18 protein-coding genes are annotated in these 20588 nt (G+C 44.8%); 3 read left to right on the top strand and 15 right to left on the bottom strand.

Annotation, left to right across the window (positions count from 1 at the left end):
• Positions 1 to 26 precede the first annotated feature (26 nt).
• Entirely contained in the window at positions 27 to 1019 is a 993-nt protein-coding gene (gene rluF / locus RAH45_RS04885) for a 23S rRNA pseudouridine(2604) synthase RluF (protein WP_306495649.1), read from the bottom strand.
• Positions 1020 to 1435: 416 nt separating this feature from the next.
• Here rluF and RAH45_RS04880 point away from each other — a divergent pair, with 416 nt between their 5' ends.
• Positions 1436 to 2431, top strand: a complete 996-nt coding sequence (locus tag RAH45_RS04880) for a diaminopimelate dehydrogenase (RefSeq protein ID WP_306495648.1) — start codon at positions 1436 to 1438, stop codon at positions 2429 to 2431.
• Positions 2432 to 2556: 125 nt separating this feature from the next.
• Here the strand turns inward: RAH45_RS04880 and RAH45_RS04875 are convergent, their stop codons facing one another.
• From RAH45_RS04875 to RAH45_RS04830, 10 genes are all read right to left on the bottom strand, one after another.
• Positions 2557 to 3270, bottom strand: coding sequence for a DarT1-associated NADAR antitoxin family protein (locus RAH45_RS04875; protein ID WP_201589655.1), 714 nt, complete (start codon positions 3268 to 3270; stop codon positions 2557 to 2559).
• Between the two features lie 247 nt (positions 3271 to 3517).
• On the bottom strand, positions 3518 to 4837 hold the full coding sequence (locus RAH45_RS04870; protein ID WP_306495647.1) for a short-chain fatty acid transporter: 1320 nt from the start codon (positions 4835 to 4837) through the stop codon (positions 3518 to 3520).
• A gap of 234 nt (positions 4838 to 5071) precedes the next feature.
• The gene (locus RAH45_RS04865) at positions 5072 to 6325 is read right to left on the bottom strand and encodes an NAD(P)/FAD-dependent oxidoreductase (protein WP_306495646.1); all 1254 of its coding nucleotides are present in this window, start codon (positions 6323 to 6325) and stop codon (positions 5072 to 5074) included.
• A 76-nt stretch (positions 6326 to 6401) separates the two neighbouring features.
• The gene (locus RAH45_RS04860) at positions 6402 to 7430 is read right to left on the bottom strand and encodes an ornithine cyclodeaminase family protein (protein WP_306495645.1); all 1029 of its coding nucleotides are present in this window, start codon (positions 7428 to 7430) and stop codon (positions 6402 to 6404) included.
• Between the two features lie 237 nt (positions 7431 to 7667).
• A complete protein-coding gene (locus tag RAH45_RS04855) occupies positions 7668 to 8954 on the bottom strand; it encodes an L-pipecolate oxidase (protein ID WP_306495644.1) in 1287 nt (428 codons plus the stop codon).
• A gap of 14 nt (positions 8955 to 8968) precedes the next feature.
• Complete coding sequence (nhaC, locus tag RAH45_RS04850; RefSeq protein WP_198328016.1) at positions 8969 to 10429, bottom strand: Na+/H+ antiporter NhaC; 1461 nt, start codon at positions 10427 to 10429, stop codon at positions 8969 to 8971.
• A gap of 151 nt (positions 10430 to 10580) precedes the next feature.
• Entirely contained in the window at positions 10581 to 12071 is a 1491-nt protein-coding gene (locus RAH45_RS04845) for an L-piperidine-6-carboxylate dehydrogenase (RefSeq protein WP_306495643.1), read from the bottom strand.
• A gap of 141 nt (positions 12072 to 12212) precedes the next feature.
• On the bottom strand, positions 12213 to 13664 hold the full coding sequence (locus tag RAH45_RS04840) for a 2-oxoadipate dioxygenase/decarboxylase HglS (RefSeq protein ID WP_306495905.1): 1452 nt from the start codon (positions 13662 to 13664) through the stop codon (positions 12213 to 12215).
• Between the two features lie 151 nt (positions 13665 to 13815).
• Positions 13816 to 15087 carry a 2-aminoadipate transaminase gene (locus tag RAH45_RS04835; RefSeq protein ID WP_306495642.1) on the bottom strand — a complete coding sequence of 424 codons (1272 nt, stop codon included), beginning with the start codon at positions 15085 to 15087 and terminating at the stop codon, positions 13816 to 13818.
• A 313-nt stretch (positions 15088 to 15400) separates the two neighbouring features.
• Positions 15401 to 16357 (bottom strand): LysR substrate-binding domain-containing protein, encoded by a 957-nt coding sequence (locus RAH45_RS04830; RefSeq protein ID WP_306495641.1) that lies wholly within the window; start codon positions 16355 to 16357, stop codon positions 15401 to 15403.
• Positions 16358 to 16589: 232 nt separating this feature from the next.
• On the opposite strand from RAH45_RS04830, the gene RAH45_RS04825 reads away from it, so the two are divergent.
• The gene (locus tag RAH45_RS04825) at positions 16590 to 17003 is read left to right on the top strand and encodes a hypothetical protein (RefSeq protein WP_193031942.1); all 414 of its coding nucleotides are present in this window, start codon (positions 16590 to 16592) and stop codon (positions 17001 to 17003) included.
• Between the two features lie 141 nt (positions 17004 to 17144).
• On the opposite strand, the gene RAH45_RS04820 is transcribed toward RAH45_RS04825, so the two are convergent.
• Positions 17145 to 17585, bottom strand: a complete 441-nt coding sequence (locus RAH45_RS04820; RefSeq protein ID WP_102076692.1) for an MgtC/SapB family protein — start codon at positions 17583 to 17585, stop codon at positions 17145 to 17147.
• A 291-nt stretch (positions 17586 to 17876) separates the two neighbouring features.
• Here RAH45_RS04820 and RAH45_RS04815 point away from each other — a divergent pair, with 291 nt between their 5' ends.
• Positions 17877 to 18353 (top strand): CinA family protein, encoded by a 477-nt coding sequence (locus tag RAH45_RS04815; protein WP_289049903.1) that lies wholly within the window; start codon positions 17877 to 17879, stop codon positions 18351 to 18353.
• On the opposite strand, the gene RAH45_RS04810 is transcribed toward RAH45_RS04815, so the two are convergent.
• From RAH45_RS04810 to RAH45_RS04800, 3 genes are all read right to left on the bottom strand, one after another.
• On the bottom strand, positions 18350 to 19030 hold the full coding sequence (locus tag RAH45_RS04810; protein ID WP_306495640.1) for a DUF421 domain-containing protein: 681 nt from the start codon (positions 19028 to 19030) through the stop codon (positions 18350 to 18352). The two genes, RAH45_RS04815 and RAH45_RS04810, sit on opposite strands and share 4 nt — an antisense overlap.
• Positions 19031 to 19279: 249 nt before the next feature.
• Positions 19280 to 19846 carry a tellurite resistance methyltransferase TehB gene (gene tehB / locus RAH45_RS04805; RefSeq protein ID WP_191692090.1) on the bottom strand — a complete coding sequence of 189 codons (567 nt, stop codon included), beginning with the start codon at positions 19844 to 19846 and terminating at the stop codon, positions 19280 to 19282.
• Between the two features lie 40 nt (positions 19847 to 19886).
• Positions 19887 to 20561 carry a glutathione S-transferase gene (locus tag RAH45_RS04800; RefSeq protein WP_306495639.1) on the bottom strand — a complete coding sequence of 225 codons (675 nt, stop codon included), beginning with the start codon at positions 20559 to 20561 and terminating at the stop codon, positions 19887 to 19889.
• Positions 20562 to 20588 lie beyond the last annotated feature (27 nt).

Raw genomic sequence — 20588 nt, 5'->3', positions numbered from 1 at the left:
TGCATCAAAAGTCATTACCTATTAGGCTATCGTTTTGAGGACCGCGAAGAACCTCGACCTCTTGCAGGGCGTTTGCCATTAGCAGCAGGTTTGCCATTGCCCCCAGACTTCTTGCTATCCCCGAAAGGACGCTTACCTTTAGAACCCGCTGGTTTTCTAGCGCCATCTTTGGAGTGCTTAGCATTTCCCTTTGTTGCGCCCGCTAGTTTTGACGACTCTTTTGATTTTGATGAAGTATCAGTACGCGGTTTTTTTCGTGGCGACTTACGCGATTTCTTAGCAGCAGTATTGTCTTCCGAAGAAGAGTCTTCTATAGATTTCAGTAAAACAGACAACTCTTTTGGGGTTAAATCTCGCCAGTCTCCAACGGGAATACCCTTTAGGCTCACATTCATAATCCGTGTGCGTTCAAGCTTTACGACTTCATAGCCAAAATGCTCACACATACGGCGGATCTGACGGTTTAAGCCCTGCACTAGCGTAATATTAAACACGGTAGGCGCTACCTTAGTGACCGGACATTTTTTCGTCATCCTGCCCAAAATAGGTACGCCACCTGCTAGACCTTCAATAAAACTATCGGTTATCGGCTTATTGACTGTCACCACATAATCTTTTTCATGGTTATTACCCGCACGCAACACCTTATTAACCAAATCGCCATTGCTCGTTAAAAAGATTAAACCTTGAGAATCTTTATCCAAACGTCCAATCGGGAAAATACGGTCGCTATGTCCAACAAAATCAACGATATTGTTTTTCTCAGAGCTTTCTGTGGTGCTCACAATCCCGACTGGTTTGTTCAACGCAATAAAAATGAAATCGTCTGCTTCTCGTGGCTCAATAAGTTGCCCGTTAACTTTTACCGTATCTCCAGCAACCACTTGCGCACCTACTTGAGCACGTTTGCCATTGACGTACACGTTACCTTGTTCAATAAAACGGTCAGCGTCGCGCCGAGAGCAAATACCGCTTTCGCTAATATATTTATTTAAACGAGTCGAGGAAGTATTAAACATAAAGTGCCATTTTCACCTAATAAAAAGCTTTTTGTACTAAGAAAAAGACTGAATTGAATGAATAATCAATAACGAGATAGCTGACATTATATAGGAAATTCAGTACCTATTTTAAGAGAGATGAACCCAAACCTATTTATCATTACTAAAAACAACTTAGCGACTCATTGAGGCAGTCATATTATATAAAGTACATACTTAAACTCATCTGAAATTTAGTATGACCGCGCTCTATCACTTGTAAACATAATCCTCTAAAATAGATGCCATTTCTACCAATCAGTTATTCATTACAGGGCAGATTACTGCGCATACCTTACTTCAAAGTAAGTAAGTAAGTATGAACTGCATAGCATTGTTACTTGTTACTTTAGCAGTAATGGACTGTCCGCTTCATCAACGTAAGGCTAATCATAATGACATCAATAATTAGAGTCGCCATCGCCGGTTACGGTAATCTTGGCCGCGGTGCCCAAGCCGCCATTAAGCAAAGCCCAGACATGCAGCTGGTTTGTGTATTCAGCCGCCGCGATCCTGCCTCCGTCATCCTGATTGACGACAGCGTGCCCGTTTACGCGATGGATGATATTGCCCAATATAAAGACGACATAGACGTGCTGATATTGTGTGGTGGCTCTAAGTCAGATCTGCCTGAGCAAGGTCCAACGCTCGCTGGTTTGTTTAATATCGTCGACAGTTTTGATACTCACGCCAAAATCCCTGAGTACTTTGCCGCGCTTGATGCACCAGCTAAGAAAGCTAATAAAGTTGCCATGTTGTCTGTTGGTTGGGATCCCGGTTTGTTTTCTATCAACCGTTTATACGGCGAGGCCATTTTACCCGTTGGCGAAACTTACACCTTTTGGGGTAAAGGCTTAAGCCAAGGACATTCAGATGCAGTACGCCGCGTCGACGGCGTCAAATCAGGCGTGCAATATACCATTCCCTCAGAATCTGCGATGGAAAAAGTACGCAATGGTGAGCAGCCAACGCTAAGCACCCGCGAGAAACATACCCGTGAATGCTATATCGTGCTCGCTGATGGCGCCGATAGCGATAGCATACGCGATACCATCGTCACCATGCCAGATTACTTTGCCGACTACGATACCACAGTGCACTTTATTGACGAGCAAACGTTTGAGCGTGACCATCAAAAGATGCCGCACGGTGGATTCGTTATTCGCAGTGGCGTGAGCGGTATGGATAATGCGCAAAACAACCAAGTGTTAGAGTTTTCGTTAAAGCTTGGCAGCAACCCTGAATTTACCGCCAGCGTACTCGTAGCTTATGCCCGCGCTGCTTATAAAATGAATCAAGCAGGAGAGAATGGCGCAAAAACCGTCCTCGATGTCGCGCCTAGCTTGTTATCGCCTAAAACGCCTGCCCAGCTGCGTAAAGAGTTGCTGTAAATATTAACGTTGAATTAGAAATAACAATCTTCACGCTAAAAACGAAAAGCACCAAGCCATGCAAGCTCGGTGCTTTTTTTATGCTTAACTTTCTTTATACTTAGTAACTTAATTAAAAACATCCATCAAAGCAAACCATTTTCCAAAAGTTTAGCCGTATTACTGACTTTAAAGTCATGGTATAAATCATAAAAAACAATCGGGTCTTCGACGCCATCAAGCAACCCACGTTTATTGAGCGCGACAAACATCGCTAGCGAATAGGCCGCACAATGGATAGATTTTTTGGGATTAAACTCACGATCAGTAAAGGCCTGATACTGCATAACCTCCTCATGCAGCTGAGGATTTTGCTTGAGCGCATTGACATACAGCCAATCATAAAACGCAGTCAATGGTTCAAGGCTCCACTCCATGCCAAAATAATCATAGCCAATCAGCTCACCAGAGGTTGTTAATCGCTCGTCTTTTTTGGCCTGTCTTGGTGCGACGGTCAGTAAGTCAAGATACGGCCCACCGTGTTCGAATACTTTACTGGCTTGCAAAGCATTTTCGACACTATAGGCTTGACCATCATGCTCATTGGTAATTTTTAAGCTTAATGGGCTGAGCGGAAAACTGAGTTTATTGCCAGATTTGCTAGACAGCTCTAAGACATGGCTAAAGCCATATTTTTTGCGAATGACTTGATGCATATCATTGATGGATTTTTTCTTTTGTCTACTGGCAAACCCCACGTGGCGCTCAAACCTCACCATGTCCGTTTTGACCAAATTGTCACTATTGACTCTAGGCATAAATACCGGTTGATGCTCTACCGCGTTTGGCGTTTGTTCCATAGGATTCTGTTTTTGTTGCATGGTAATACGCCTTATATCAATGGTCTGGTATAAATATTTGTGTAAGAGAATTGATATGCTGCTTTATCAATGCTGCTTTAAGCGATTCATTTCTTTTTAGGATAGCTATGATACCCCATTAGGGTTCGCATTTCATGGGACGATATTGTTTTTTGCGTAAGGCGTTTTTGTTTTTCAAAAAAAGCCTTACCTGTGAACTAGGTAAGGCCATTACTAGGAGTTTTATTTATAAAAACAACAACCCTAATCCAATCACAACGCCGCTGACAATCAGCACAATGACACAAAAGCCCATGATATCCTTGGCCTTGAGTCCAGCGATTGCCAAGGCAGGCAACACCCAAAACGGTTGAATCATATTTGTCCAAGCGTCACCCCACGCTACCGCCATCGCAACTTTAGCTGGATCACTACCGAGCATCTCCGCCGCCTCTAACATAATTGGCGCTTGCACGGCCCATTGTCCGCCACCTGAGGGGACGAAAAAGTTAACCAGTCCTGCGCTTAAAAAAGCAAAAAGCGGGAGCGTATCCACTGTCGAGACGTTAACAAACGCTTCTGACATCACTCCGGCCAAACCAGAAGCCGTCATCATACCCATAATCCCCGCATAAAACGGGAATTGGACGATAATTCCGCCCGCGCCTTTGACCGCTTCTTGAATAGCAATCAAATACTTACGCGGCGTTCCATGGAATATAATCCCAAGGAATAAAAACATGAAATTCACCAAGTCGAGCGTTAAAGCAAAGCCGTTCTGCACGAAATAATAAACGATAAAGGCAATACCCAATAAGCCGATGACCATGGATAAAATCCAACTATTCTCTAAACGCTCCGCTGGGGTCATCTCTGACTTTGCTGGAAGCGCCTCAACGATAGGGTCTATTAAAAGTTTTGGATCTACTGTCACTGTATCTTCTTGTTTCGGCATCATCAGACGATTTAATAACGGCACGATAATGACCAATGCCGCGACGATAATTAAGTTATAGCTCGCAAAAATGGTAGCACTCGTTGGAATCACCCCAATTTTATCAACAAAGGGATGACCTTCTGTTGCAATGGATAATGGGATAGAGCCAGAGAATCCTGCATGCCAAATGATAAAACCAGAATACGCACTGGCAATGAGCAAACGGTAATCCACATTTTCGACACGTTTTGCCAATTCTTTTGCGAATAACGCGCCAATCACCAAGCCAAAGCCCCAGTTTATCCAGCTAGCGGCAAGGGACACCAAGGTGACCAATATAATCGCGCTACTGGGCGACTTTGCAAAGCTGGCCAGTTTACCCAGCGCTTTTTTAAATATCGGGCTACTGGCCAACACATAACCCGTGACCAGCACCAACACCATTTGCATCGAAAACGCCAGTAGTGCCCAAAACCCTTCGCCCCAAAACGCCACCATCTGTATCGGTGAGGAATCGGTCAGACCCAAGCCCATGACAAAAATAACCAAGGTCAAGATAATGACAAATAAAAATGGATCGGGTAAATATTTCTCCATTAAGCTGTTTGAGAAGCGTGTGATTCCTTTCATGTTTAAACTCCCTTTTTTATTTACATTTGCACCTCTTTCCTAAGACTAATGTTACCTCATTTCTATTTTTTTAGGGTGTTTGAATGACTATCAATGATATTAACGGCACGCCATAAGCGCTACGATAGAGCACCGTATCTTGCTTATTAATCAGTAAGAATGGAAATAAAATGCATGATGCAAGAAGGAAAGATAGGAGAAGCAGGAAAGGGAGGAAGTCGCTTTGGAAAACGGTTAAAAACTAGCAGCGAAACGATGACTACTAAAGGGCTTGGCATCGATAAATAATGGCTTATTATGAATCATCTCTTCGATAAGACGTCCTGTGACGGGCCCTAATGTCAGCCCCTGATGAGCATGACCAAACGCAAACCACAAGTTAGTATGTTTTGATGCAGGGCCAATAACTGGCTTCATATCTGGCATACAAGGCCTTGTCCCGCACCATGCTTCAGACTCCACGGCATCTTCAAGTGGCGCAAGCTTTCTTGCATGAGTCAGCACGGCTTCTAGTTGGGCAAATTTTTTTGGCGCGTCTAAATTTGCCATTTCAGCACCCGTGGTAACTCTGATGCCTTGCTCCATTGCGCCCATCACAAACCCTTTATCGACATCGGACAAGCTATGTGAAAGGGCGTTTTTGGGTGTGATCTTAAAATGCTGGTGATAGCCACGCATAGGAAACATCGGTATGTTATAACCCAGTGGCTTGATAAGCTCAGCTGACCAAGGCCCTGCCGCTATCACGACATGCTGACAGACGTAGGTATCATCGCCGCATACAACTTGCCAGCCTTCTGCCGTTTGCATAATATCTGTCACGCTTACTTGCTTAACCTCGCCCGCCATCGCTGCAAAGCTTTTTGCATAGGCTTTTACCAAACGGCTAGGATTGTTTATTTGCCACGAGTTTTTCCAGTGGATACCGCCAATATAATCGGTAAAATTCAGATTTGGCTCTAGGGCTTGCAGCGCTACTAGCGATAGCACTTGATACTCTACGCCTTGCTCCGCAGCCTTTACGGCTTTATTAATGGCTTTTTCAAAATCAATCGAATGACGATGAAGCTCAATCCAGCCTATTTTACTGACCAGCGCTTCTGCGCCAGCCGCTTTAATCATCGGCTCGTGCTCATTGGTACAATGCTCAATCAGCGTCGCCCATTCCTTATCGATGAATTCGATATTTTTTGGGCTGGAATGTAGCCAGTACTGAAATAAAGGGCGCTGAAAACCATAAATTGCCGACCAACGGTAGCGAATATCGGTACGGTTATTTGGCAATACACTAAAAATCTCTTTAACACTTCGCGGAAAGGGTTTGGTATTGACCGCTTCTCTGGTGATAATGCCCGCATTACCATAGGAGGTTTCTTCTCCTGGGGGCTTTTTATCAAGTAAGAGTACCTGCGCGTTGTTTTTTTGCAGATGCCACGCGATAGAGGTTCCTACGATGCCTGCCCCAACTACAATCATGTCATAGCGCATATCAATACTCTTCGAGATCGTTAGACCAAAATAAAACCGTTGTCTTAAAAACTGTTACCTTAATAACAGACAGCTTTTATAACGCAACAAACTGGCCCAAATCTTCTTTTTTGGCCTTTTGAGCAACCTTTAACGCGACGGCAGCATCGAAGCTTGCCGCGCCAACCGACTTAAACAGCGTGATACCTTTATCAGCATTTAGGTCAATTTGCACTTTTTCATTGACCAAATCACTTAGCGTTCCCGTCAGCTTATCCCACGTCCAAGTACTATCAGCGTCTTCATGAGCTTGGATCAAATCACCCGCTTCATGCAAGCCGCCCTCGGCGTCATCGATAATGACAGACGTGCTGGCTTCTATCACCGAATTGCTCACTTCCTTCATCGATGCTTGATAGGCGCCAACGGCATTGATATGAGCGTCCGCTTTTATCTGCGCCGCTTCGAACAAACCTGACGTCGCGCGCGTTGCCAAATTGATAATATCGGCGTCTTGAATGGCCGCTTCGATATCATCGCACGCCGTAAAATCAACGTCCCATTGTGGGTAATCTTTTTTAAATTTAGCTTGAAAATGATGCGCGGTCTGCTTGGTTCGGTTCCAAAGATTCACCTGCTTGATATTTGGACGTACGGTAAGAATGGCGTTGAGCTGTTCATACGCCATGCCGCCCGTACCGACCACTGCTACCACACGGCTATCGCGATTGGCTAAATGTTTAGTCGCGATGCCAGACAGCGCCGCGGTACGTACTTGGGTGATATATACCCCATCCAAAAAGGCCAACATCTCTCCTGTGTCATTGTCTGAGACCGTGACATTGGCCATGGTTGTTGGTTTATCACGCTTAGGATTGTCTGGACAGATAGTGACCAGCTTGACGACTGCGTATTCATTAGTACCGTCAAATACCACTGCCGGCATGGATAAATGGCTACCGGAGCTCTTTGTACTACTTTCCTCAAAAGTCGGAATGACAAGGCGTTCAGGCGTTTTAACCCACGTCGGATGCTCGCCTTGCACGTTGAGTAATTCCTCAATCGCCTCAATTGCCATCGACATGGTCAGCTGTTTTTTTACCGTATGAATGTCTAAAATTCGCATAATGTTCCTTAAACTGCCCTGTAATTTTATTATTAATAATCCCTAAATGTGACATTAAAAAACCTAACAAGCAACCCGCTATTTATTGAAGCCTTTATCACGGTTTATAATTTTAAAATATTTTTAGCGATAAGCTTAAATGTATGACTTACAACGACGGCCATATTGGCTATGATATTTATAAAAATTTAGTCGAATTTTAACCAAGTAAATAACCATACTATGTAAATAAACATGCTATCTGATAATTTTAAGACACTGACCAGCATGGTATAAAGTCAGTCCCAACTCTGTAAAGCCCGATTTAATGCCTGCAAAAGGGATTTTCGCTTCTTCTAACGTCTTAAATGGAATAGGAATACTGTCTCTATTACCAGTCAATATATACTCAGCAAAGCATTTACCCATGAGCGTACCAGTAGTAATACCGCGACCATTATAAGCCGTCGCTGTCAGCAAACCTTCATCCGGCTCCATCACGCGAAAGATATGATCTTGGGTAAAGCCAAAGCTACCGCACCACTCATATTGCCAGTTAAAGACTGGCAGATCTGGATAATAGCTTTTTTGCACCGCATTGGCCCACGCTTGATAAAAGGATTTTGGTTTCATCTGCGTACCACCAACTGTGCCCAATAATAGGCGATTGTCATTATCACGGCGGAAACTCGATAACGCCAAGCGGGTATCCCACGCCCCTGTTTTATAAGGTAAAATGCGCTCTGCCGCCGCGCCGCTCAGCGGTTCTGAGGCGATTTGATAGTAATAAACCAAATAAAATGTCTTCTTAATTTCTGTCCATTCGCCTTCGCTATAGGCGTTGGTAGCTATGATGACACGCTCAGACTTGACGCGTGCTTTGGCGGTTCTTGCATACCAATGACCGTCCACCTTTTCTAGTGTTTCAACGCCAGAATGCTCGTAGATCGTTACGCCAAGATTGGTAGCGACTTTGGCAAGCCCCCTGACATACGCCAGCGGATTGATGGTACCAGCACGGTGGTCTAATAAAGCTTTATTAATACTGGTGGTACCGCAGTATTCATGGCATTTGCTGCCAGTCAATACCTCAACATTGGCACCGCGGCGGCGCAGCTGCTCGTATCTGATATCGACATCGATTTCACCTTTGGCATTATGCGCCATGTGAAGGTTGCCCGCTTGGGTGGCTTGGGCCTCGATATCATAGCGTTTGATTAGATCAAATACCAAACTTGGTGCTTGTCCAAGCGCTTGGGTCAAACGCTCACCGGCTGCTTCACCCAGACTGATATTCAAGTCATCAGGGCGCGCCCAAGTTCCTGCGTTCACGAGCCCAACGCTTTTTCCCGAGCCGCCACTACCGATGGTTTGGCTTTCAAGTAAGACAACTTTGACGCCTTTTTCAGCCAGATGAATAGCCGCCGACAACCCAGTATATCCGCCGCCAATAATGCACACCGCCGCTTGGGTATCGCTACTCATTTGGCTATAAGCGTCAATATTCGGCGCGGTCATGTTCCATAAACACTGCTCTTGCAACATATCATATTCCTTTATTAGCGCGCTTCATTGACAGAAAAAGCAACGTCAACCTCTTCCACCTCAGGCTCTTCGCGCGGTATGAACTTATCAAGGAACGCCCATAACAGCCCAAATAAAGGCGACAACCAACACGCAAAAGCAAAAGGTGCATAAGTCAATGTTGCTATCCCAAGTGTCGCTGCTACAAAGCTACCGCCCATATTCCACGGGATAAGGGGTGACAAAAGCGTACCGGCGTCTTCGATAGAGCGTGTCAAGGTCGTGCGCTTATAGCCCATATCTTTATATTTGTCTTGCAATAAACGCCCTGGCAAAACACAGGTCGTGTAAACATCACCAATCAGCGTACCGACACTCAGCACACTGCCGTACGTCGTAAAAACCAACCCCAAACGCGATTTTACGAAATGGTTAATTTTCGCCATGATGGCTTTGAGCGTACCGTAGTGCTCAAGCGCCCCAACAAAACCCAAAGCAAATATCGTTAAGCTGATCACCCATGTCATCGACATGACGCCGCCCTTTGACAATAACTGATCTACCACTTCAAAACCCGTCTCACTGACAAAGCCATTTTGTAAAACATTAAAAACATCACTCACGCCCACGCCTTGCATAAAGACGGCAATCACTGAGCCTACCAGCACGCCGCTTAATACGGTCGGTATCGCTGGCATTTTCATCACAGCGGCGACAATGACCACTAACGCTGGCAATAAGGTGATGATACTTAAATTGTAATTGGCCGCTAAGTTATCCTGCAATGCACGAATAGAAGACAAATCGATGCTATCGTCACCATAACCCATACCAATCCAAGCATAGAGCGCCAAAGCAGTAATCATGGCGGGCACGGTGGTCGGCAACATGCCTTTGATATGATCCCAAAGGTCTACACCCGCCGCGGCTGGGGTTAAGTTAGTGGTATCTGACAGCGGTGACATTTTGTCGCCAAAAAAAGCACCGGAGACGATAGCACCACCTGTCAAGTGCGCGGGTATACCAAGCCCCATACCAATTCCCATCATCGCAAGACCCACGGTACCAACCGTGCCCCACGAGGTACCCGTAGCGACAGAAATAATGGCGCAAATAAGACAAACGGAAAATAAAAACGAGGAAGGCGAGAAAATACTAAAACCATAGTACAGAATGGTCGGCACGGTTCCGGCGATAATCCATGCGCCGATGAGCATACCGACGCCCATCAGGATAATCATCGCTGGCAAACCGATTTTAATAACCTTTAAAAACCGCTCTTCCATACCTTGCCAACTGCGGCCACGCAGCTTCATAAACAAACCGGTGATTAAAATACCGCAGGCTAAGGGTATGTGAGGGGTGAAATCTTTGAAGACGAAAAACTGTATCATCAGAATGATGGCAGTCAATACAAGCGGCGCGATATCAAGTAAAAAGCTAGACGACGGATCATAACCGTCTATATCGGGGTTATGCGTTTTATCATCGATCATAATAGTTCTACCTTCCTTAGTAGTCGTCGATGGGAGTGGCAACCAATCCTTGATTGCTTATTATTTTTGGTCTGCCAAGCTTCTATAAAGTACGCTTGGCAGTTTATTGATAAATACATCAAATTAGCAAAAGTTTGTACTCACCTTTTTACTAACCAAAGCTAATGCCTTGGGCAAGTGGCAGCTCTTTTGAGTAGTTGATGGTATTGGTCTGACGGCGCATATAAACTTTCCACGCATCAGAGCCAGATTCTCGGCCACCGCCAGTTTCTTTTTCACCGCCAAACGCGCCGCCAATCTCAGCGCCACTGGTACCGATATTGACGTTGGCAATACCGCAATCACTACCGCGGTCACTGAGGAAAGTCTCCGCCTCACGCAAATCATTGGTAAAGACGCATGATGATAGGCCTTGTGGCACATCGTTTTGCATCTCGATCGCTTCATCAAAATCTTGGTAGGTCATGACATACAGAATCGGCGCAAATGTCTCACTTCTGGCGACATCGTTTTGCTCGTCAAACTCGACAATGGCAGGCGTGACGTAATAGGCGTTAGGATATTTGTCTGCAAGGACGCGCTCGCCGCCCGTGACCGTGCCGCCTGCTTCTCGCGCCTTTTCCAACGCTGCTTGCATATTATTAAAGCTGTCTTCATCGATCAGCGGACCGACCAGATTGCCCTCTAGTGGATGACCGATGCTAACGGTTCCATAAGCGGACTTGATGCGCGGTAAGATGTCGTCTTTGATAGACTCATGCACAAATAAACGGCGCAATGTCGTACAGCGCTGCCCTGCCGTCCCAACCGCGGAGAATAAAATGCCGCGTAACGCTAAGTCTAAATCGGCACTTGGTGCCAAGATCATGGCGTTGTTACCGCCAAGCTCAAGCAAGCATTTACCAAAACGATTGGCAACTTTTGGCCCGACTTCTCGGCCCATACGCGTACTGCCGGTGGCGCTCACCAAAGCAACATCTTTATGCTCAACCAAGGCGTTGCCTACATCGGTTTTACCGAGTAAGATTTGTGATAGATGGTCTGGCGCATCGCCGAATTTGGCCAAGGCTTTTTCAAACAGTGCTTGACAGGCCAAAGCGACAAGCGGGGTTTTTTCTGATGGCTTCCAAATCACTGGGTTACCGCAGACGATAGCCAGCGCGGTATTCCAAGACCAAACCGCAACGGGAAAGTTAAAGGCTGAGATGACACCAATCACCCCGAGCGGATGCCATGTCTCACGCATGTGATGGCCTGGACGCTCTGACGCAATCGTCAAACCATAAAGCTGACGCGACACCCCGACGGCAAAGTCGCAAATATCAATCATTTCTTGCACTTCGCCTAGGCCTTCTTCTTTAATCTTGCCCGCTTCAAAGGATACCAGCATGCCCAAGTCTTCTTTATGCTCGCGCAGCACTTCACCGAGCAAGCGCACCAGCTCGCCACGTCTTGGCGCAGGCACCACGCGCCACTCTTTAAAAGCTTTTTTAGCATTGGCAATCTTGGTATCGACCTCATCAACGCTGTCCAAGGTTATGCTACCAATCACCGAGCCATCAATCGGGCTATTGACGTCAAAATCACCATTTTGATATTGCACTTCTTCGACGCCCATCGCGGCCATATACTGCTTGATCATAATCCATCCCTTTTATTAATTTATACTTCCTTGAAGACTTATTAACTTAACTTGCACCCAGCTAAGTTGCAAAATAATTAATTTCGTACTGCCATTCCTTTTTGGAATGCTCATTAATAGTTCCACTTATCTATCACTGTTCTAGATAACACCATTTAAGGCTTTACTATTTAGATTCGCCAAACACGCTTTGAGACTTTGCGCTTGCAGCGTTTGATAAAGTTCAAGCTCATCGTACACCTGAGCGCCCAAAGCATTCTCAAACGCTTCTTTATTAGCATTAATGCCACCACTGCTTTGCTTGCCGCTGTGTTCGTCGTTTTCATTGCCGTTTGCACTGTCGTTTGTGCTGTCGTCATGCAGATTGGACTGAAAAATCCCCGCCGCACTGACGGGTAAAAAATCCTCATAAACGATAGGTTCTAGGCGAATCATTTCTTGCTCAAGTAAATCAGTAACCACTTGCCTTAATATAGAATCATTTATACTTTCTACTTCTAAAGAATGTAGTGTCTGTTCAATGTCAGCAACGACTATATCTGCATCGCTACCAACTGCTTGATAGTAAAAATACGCCAAACCTTCATCATGCAGCGTTTGATAATCATCAGGGAACGCTGCAAATGCACTTTCTAAAACCTGATAATATTCCGAGGCGTTATCGGCATTTGGCGTCACAGCTAACTGACGGCGAGCTTGGCTAAGCAATTGGTCATACAGCGCTCTGCCTTTGGGTGTTAAAGCCACGCCGCGCTGCTCAATCTCACCAAAGCGCGCAGTATGATGCCCCGTTTCATAGCCGCCGTTAGGGTTTTTAAAGCTAACCGCTTCTTCTAACGCTTTAAAACTGGTCTGACGTAATAAAATAGGACATCTCCGTCTCGGTGGCCCTTCTATAATGGCTTTTGGTGGTATGCCTTTTGCTCGCATACCGGCTTGTACCGCATCGATATCTAAGGTTCGAGGCGTCAAATGATTGATATGCGGGCCCTTAAAACCGACGACGTCAGCAATAAGTCCGTGTTGGCTTAATAGTTGCTGATAAAGCCCTTTAGACACGGGTGTTTTGTCATGCCAGCGAAAGGTTTCTAATGCTTCTTTGATAAATTGCTTAGCGTCTTCCGCCGTCAACCCGCCCTGCTCCTCAAAGCGCTTAATTAAATTAATAACGTTATCTGTAAAGATAGTGCGCTTATCCAAAGCAGCTATCGCTTCTTGTTTTAATGCTTCATCATCAATCAAATCAAGGCGCAGTAGAGAAGTAAAAACGCGAAAGGGACTTTTATTTAAAGACTGCGTGTCAAGCGCTCGAAAAGCCGTAGAATGCACAGGCACGCCAGCGGGCGCTAAATCATAGTAACCAACGGGATACATGCCCATCACCGCAAACAGTCTGCGCATCATGCTTAGCTCAGCGGCGGTGCCTAATCTAATCGCACCGTGGCGCTCCATATTTAGCCTATCAATCTCTCCGGTGTGCTCAAGTTGCTGCCTAATTTCAGGCTGCTTATTTAATACTTCAGTATTTACCTCGCTTACCAAATCAATGAGGTCACCATATAACGGCACTTCTTTTTGGTACATCTCTGACATGGCGATAGAGAAATCGTGGCGAATATCATCGCTATTGATAAAGGTAGGGTTCACAAGTATGTATCCTTTTTAATTAAGGTATTTTTTAGATAAAAACAGTCGTCTCAGAAACTCTTAGTAACTCACAAAAATTCACAGTAGCTCACAGACACTATAGCTTTGGCATTTCATTAGGAATACCGCTTAGCACCGTTTTTAAAATATCAAGACCTGCTGTTAGGGTTTCAGGCTCAATCGTCAGCGGCGGCAATAAGCGAATAATATGTCGATGCTTACCACTTGGCATCAACAGCAAGCCCTGCTTACGCGCTTGTTTTAAGACATGCGCCATCACACTTGGATGCGTGCCATAAGTTGGGTGACGCAGCTCGATACCACGCATCGCGCCAACTCCTGTCAGTCCATATAGCCATGCAGAAAGGTTTTGCTGCTGCCATTCATTGACGGTATTTTCAATGGTGTTGGCATAATGCTTAGCTGATTGCCAGGCTTCATCGTCCTGCATGATATCCAAAGTAGCATTTGCCGCCGCACACGCCACTGGATTACCTGAATAGGTTCCGCCCAAGCTCCCTTTTGGCAGACCATTCATCACGCCAGCTTTGCCGACTACCGCTCCAAGTGGTAAGCCGCCGGCGATACTTTTACCGAGCAATAGCAGGTCAGGCTCAACCCCTAAATGCATAAAGGCAAAAGGCGTACCTGTGCGACCATACCCCGACTGAATCTCATCCATGATGAGTAAGATGCCATGCTCATCACAAAAGCTGCGTAGATATTGGGCAAACGTCGCGGACAGCAGCTGAAACCCACCCTCACCTTGGACGGGCTCGACGATAATGGCACCGATATTAGCCACATCAGTCTCCACCGCAAATAGACGCTCTAAAGCCGCGATCGCCTGCTGATCGCTGATATCGTTATCAGGACTGGGAAAAGGAATATGGTAGACGCCGCCGGACAATGGCCCTAGCCCGCGCTTATAAGGCGCGACCTTACCATTTAAATTAACCGCCGCCAGTGTACGCCCATGAAAACCACCATCAAAGGCAATCACACCAGTGCGTCCGGTCTGCATACGGGCAATTTTTATGGCATTTTCGGTGGCCTCTGCGCCGCAGTTGGTGAGCATGCCCGCAAGCTCACCTTTAATAGGAATCCATTCACACAGTCTTGGCATAAAGGTTTGGTATGGCAAGTGAGCCGCGGCGTTATAAGCATAATGAATCAGCGACTGCGCTTGAGAGATAATCGCGCTGACGATATGAGGATGGCAATGACCAAGGTTTAAGACCCCAATACCGCCGACAAAATCAATATAGCAACGGTCTTTATCGTCCCAAACGTTGGCATTTTTACCTTTGGTTAAGGTCAGCGGATGCACCATCGTAAAGGCATCGGTGACGTTGTATAGCTGCTCCATGGTGGTCTCTTATCTTCCTTGATGAGAGAGTCATTTGAGCAAACTGCTCCCCTATCAGCAAACGAATAATAGTTGTGATGTCATTCCTTTTTGTCATTGCCATGCTTATTATTGCCATGCTTATTATTGCCCTGCTTATCATTGCCATGTTTAACATTACCATATTTAACATTGATAAAAAAACCGGCTCAAGGCCGGTGCGTTGCTATCTTTTTAAACTTTACTTTTGCAAACGTCACTTTTAACCTTGTTAATAGCCAAAGGATTAAAAGCTCACAGGGTTAATCGTTAAAAAGTTCCAATCTGTTTTACATTACAAGATAAAATTCAAGTCTGGCGTAGACTCCTTTGATTTAGCAAGATAAGCTGAAACCCATTCAATAATGACCTTTATTTTATGCGAGTTGCCCATGGCTAAAGGGTAAGACATATAATAAGCACCCCTGCCTTTTGAGGCATAACGCCATGCCGTCACCAGAGCGCCTGATTGTAGCTCTGGCGCAACCAAACGCAGTGGCACCAGTGCGATACCATAGCCAAGTAATGCCGCCGAAATAGTCGTATGAAAGGTGTCAAAGCGCGGGCCGACAAAGGTACCATCGATACGAATATCCTGCTGTCTAAAATATTCATACCAAGCGCTAGGACGTGAGCTGAGTTGTAATAACGTGCAATTATCTATATTGCCTATATCACCCATGCAGGCGGCTTTGTCTGTTAAATAATCCGGATGACAGACGGCAACATTATACTCATCAAACAGCTTAATCGACTCCATGCCGCCCCAAATCCCATCGCCATATAAAAACGCCACATCGACGTTTTGATCTTCAGAAAAAAACGGCCCCGCCAGCTCTTTAATGGTTAAATTAATCAGTGGATTTGCTGTACCAAAGCCGTTTAATGCAGGCATCAGCCAGCGCGAGCAAAAAGTTGGATGCGAGACGATTTTCAGTACTTCTGAATTATCGCTGTTTGACATCAGACTAGTAGTCGCCGCCTCAATATGTTTGAGGATTTCAAGCACTTCTAAGTAGTAAGTCTTCCCAGCGGGCGTTAAAGAGATACGATGCGGGGTGCGATAAAACAGTGACAGATTCAGCATTTCTTCAAGCTGCGCGACTTGTTTACTGATAGCGCTTTGCGTCATGTGCATCTCTTGCGCCGCGTTGGTAAAGCTTAAATGCCGCGCCGCCGTCTCAAAACATTGCAGCGCTGTGGTCGAAGGATACCTTCTAAAAGCAAGTGGGGTTTTATTATCGGGATTCATAATGTATTTTTTCTTTTGGTTACTTATAAATTATTTTAAAGAATATATGATACACAGATTGACAAACCTTTACCTTTATTCACCTGAATTTTTTAAGTTTCTTTATTATATTTAGGCATACTGTCAGTTTAATTATCAGGTTTTTCAATAATCAAGCATAGACGAATAAACCGCTAATCTGGCTAAATCTTATTATAAGCGGACAATCAAAAACAATAACAAGGATATAAAAATGAAAACATCAGTAACGCCTAAAAAGCTTCAAAACAAACTATGGATAGCCTTATTAGCCAGTGTGATTGGGCTTAGCGCTTGCAGCAACGAAAGAGAAGATGCAACGGATGTTAGTACAGAGACTGACACTGCCGACATGACCACGACCAATGACAACGTCCAGTCTACCGATACGCAAGCTGACGAAATGGCGCCTGTAGCCACTACGACAGACAACGAAACCTCGACCACCACGGCGACCACTTCTACAGATACTACCGCCACCTCTACTGACGCGACCGAGAATGATGGAGATCAAACCTATTATTCTGGCGTAGATGGTACAGAAGATGAAGAAAAAGGCGTTGATGCTGTGGTTGTTAATGAAAACAATCCGAACCTCGATCAAACACCGGCAGAAGGCGTGCAATAAATTTGGGCTTGGCAAACCGCATCGCTATACGCAATAAATAAACCGCACAGCAACAGAGACATAAAATAAGCGAGAACCATGATGGTCTCGCTTATTTTATGTCTAATATCTTTTATCCGATCATATTAAATAGCTTAATTATCAATCTTTGCGCCTATGCTTTGGCTTAAAGGGTTTGGAGAATTGCAAAATGATAAATCCAACGACTGAGAGGATAATGGCAATTTCATAGCGCCCATAGGCGACCGAGATACCAATTGCCGCTGTATTCCATAGCCCAGCGGCGGTTGCCGTGCCTTTTGCCCCATTCTCGTTTTTAAAAATAGCCCCACCCCCAATAAAACCCATACCAGTTATGATCGCATACATGATACGAGCTTCTGCGTCCGAGCCTTGATAAATATCCATACCTACCAACATAAAAGCGCACGAGGCAATCGTCACCAAAGGAAAGGTTCTGAGTCCCGCACCATTGTCTTCAAGCTCACGATTAAGGGCAATCGGCAGCGACAGTATAAAAGCAATGCCAAGCTGAAAGGCATGGTAGGTTAAAATCTTCATACTGATATCAAATGCAAACATAGCTATCGCCTAAAAGTCCGTTTAAAGGGTCATCAATCTTATTTAAAACCCAGTCTCTTCAGACTAAGTTAAAAACTGCTTACCTATCAAATATTTTATACTATATAAAGATATTACAAGAACTAATCCTAAAGCTAAATAACATTTAGTGAAGAAAGGTAAGTTTTAAAAAACCGTTACGCAAATTCATCAATCCATAAATTGAATAATTACGAGCAAAGTACTGTAATAGTTTAAGTGAATAGTGGTTGTTTTTATTTTACGAGCTTTAATAAAAAAAAGGAGGCAGGCGTGACCGATAGTTGTGCAAAATTACTCGCTGATAAAGGATTGACGGTGGTCTTTATTGAAAGCGCGACCGCGGGCTACTTAGCGCATCGCTTTTCTGTCAGTCCATATTCTGGTGATGTATTGATGGGAGGCCTAGTATGTTATGACGTTTCGATAAAAAAGCAGGTATTAAAAGTACCTAGCCAATTAATTGAGGACTGTACGCCTGAGTCGTTAGAAGTGACGCGTCAGCTGGTCATCAAAGCCAAAAAAATGTTTGAGGCCGACTTACATGTTGCCTGTACGGGGCTATTAAAGCCTGGCGGCTCTGAAACCGAAGAAAAACCCGTCGGCACGTTTTTTTATTGTATCGGCTATCAAGGCGAGATTTATGATTTTCGCAGCCTGTGCCACGGCGCTCCTGAGCAAAAGCTACGCAGTATAAACAGCCTTATTTGCAAAAGTATTATTGAGGTGGTCACCAGTCATACTGCTTAATTTACAAACTTGGTTTTGAGCGCTTTCGCCCATCCTTTGGAATGCTGACAACGCTTGCACCTCTCATTTGCCACTTCGATATATTGTACATAACCGCAGTGCATGCAAGCATAGGGATGACCGCTTTCTAATACCGTTGCCTTTTTAAATTCTTGCGGAAAAATAGGCAGTCCATACTGCGTTTTCTCAGGCTCAAATAATAACACGCTAAAATCACCATCTGTTTCGAGCAACCCTACTTGAACTTGGCCTAAATGACGCACGCCTTTTTGGCGCATTTCTGAAAAGAACTCATCGTGCGACATTTTGCCCTTTTTGACGTCCTCTAAGGCCAATAAACCATCCTCGACAATACAAGTCGGCTTACCTTCTAAGATAAGCTCAAAAATTTTGTACCTTGTCGAGCACCAAGTAAAAAACCGATAAAGTAGCAAGACAATACTCATAATAAGCACTGCTTGAATCAGCGGCAAATCTTCTGTAAACATCGGGTCGCCTGCGATAGAGCCCAATGACAAAATAATGGTTAATTCAAAAATAGAGAGTTGGCGGATGCCGCGCTTGCCCGTAAAGCGTAATAATAAAATAATCAGGCAAAACATGATGATGGTACGTATGGCGATTTCTGCCGCAAAAGACCATGTGGTGTCATAAATAAAAATACTGAACCAATCCATGTTATTTTTCCATTATTCTTTTTTATCGTGTTATTTTTTTATCGTGTCATTTCTCTAAGTATGAGTATATTAAAAAAAACGACTGCTCCGCTGTATAGTGCGTTTGTTATTGCTGTATAGGTTTGTAAAATTTTTAATTAAAAAAGGCTGCTAACGCTGTGGTAAGTATAGCGCTAACAACCTTGTGAATTGACAGTATGACTAATGTGATCTGATTAAGATTTCTTGTCTAACATCACTTAACATTGCTTAACTGGGCTTACGTGCCAACATGGTAGTAAACTGTAATTGCGCGCCGTTATGCATGGTGCCGACGTCTTCATTATATTTAATCAACTCCCAGCCCTGATACATGTCGCGTAATTGCCCTTCGTTTAGAGTAAACGGGAAATTAACCGGACATGGATAGGCTTGAGTGTTCATGGCACAAACAATCAAATTATAACCACCAGCCAGCGTATGCGCCTGCATATCGGCAATGACAGCGTCAACGCGCGCGGGGTCAAGGAACATCAGGGTCACCGTACAGCTGATAAAACCATAATCGGCATCAAGGCTGGCACGATTGATATCGTACACTTCGGCTTTGAGGTTTGTAAGTCCTTCTTGTTCAACAATGTCTTGTAGCATATTGATAGCGCTAGGATTGGCATCTATCGCCGTCACATTAAACCCAAGTTGGTTAAGATATAAAGCATTGCGCCCATTTGAGCAGCCCATATCGAGCGCAGCGCACGGCTCAATAATCTGGCACGCTTCTACGACTTCACTATGAGCAGGATTCAAGCCGTAGCGGCTATTGAGATCAACGGTCATGGCAACCTCTTATATGTAATTGAGAGATTTTATCATAGCACTAATGACAATCGATGAAAGCGGCAGGAAAAACCACCACGTCATCTTTTTCTTGCCAGGGCGCAAACTTGGTCATCGCTTGCAAAAAAAGTGGATGGTTGAGCCAGTCTTGTAGCCAGCGCTGCAAATTTGGATAAGGTAAATCGTAAAAAACCTTGCGATTCACATGCGCAAATTGACGGACAAACGGCATGATACCGATATCAGCGATGGTTATACTCTCTCCTAGTAAATAAGGATTTTTGATTAATAACTCCTCTAACATTTGTAAAAAAGCTTCACCTCGTTGTCGATACTCTGCTTGGCTCATATCGAGATGGCGGTCGGCGTATTTATAGCGATCGAGCCAATATTTAAACTCATTGTCGTTTTTATCAATCAGCGCATTTGCTTGCGGCAAAGTCTGGGCAGCAAGCAACCCTTGCGCATCTTGCTGTTCAAGCGCCCATGTCATTATCTCTCTACTCTCTTCAATCACTGTGCCATCTAAAAGCTGCAAAACAGGCACCGTGCCTTTTGGGTTAATCGCTAGCATTTGCGGCGGCTTATTTTTTAATGTTATCTCGCGCAGCTCGACCTGCAGCCCCGCAAACAACAACCCAAGACGGGCGCGCATGGCATAAGGACAGCGACGAAAAGAGTACAGACGAGGATAAGAGGAAATCGAAGGAGTCATAGACGTGTTTCGCAGTTTGATTAATCT

The sequence above is a fragment of the Psychrobacter sp. van23A genome (genome assembly GCF_030845275.1).
Classification (GTDB): domain Bacteria; phylum Pseudomonadota; class Gammaproteobacteria; order Pseudomonadales; family Moraxellaceae; genus Psychrobacter; species Psychrobacter faecalis.
The sequence above is the reverse complement of the archived record's forward strand: the minus strand, read 5'-3'. Positions and strand labels throughout refer to the sequence as shown.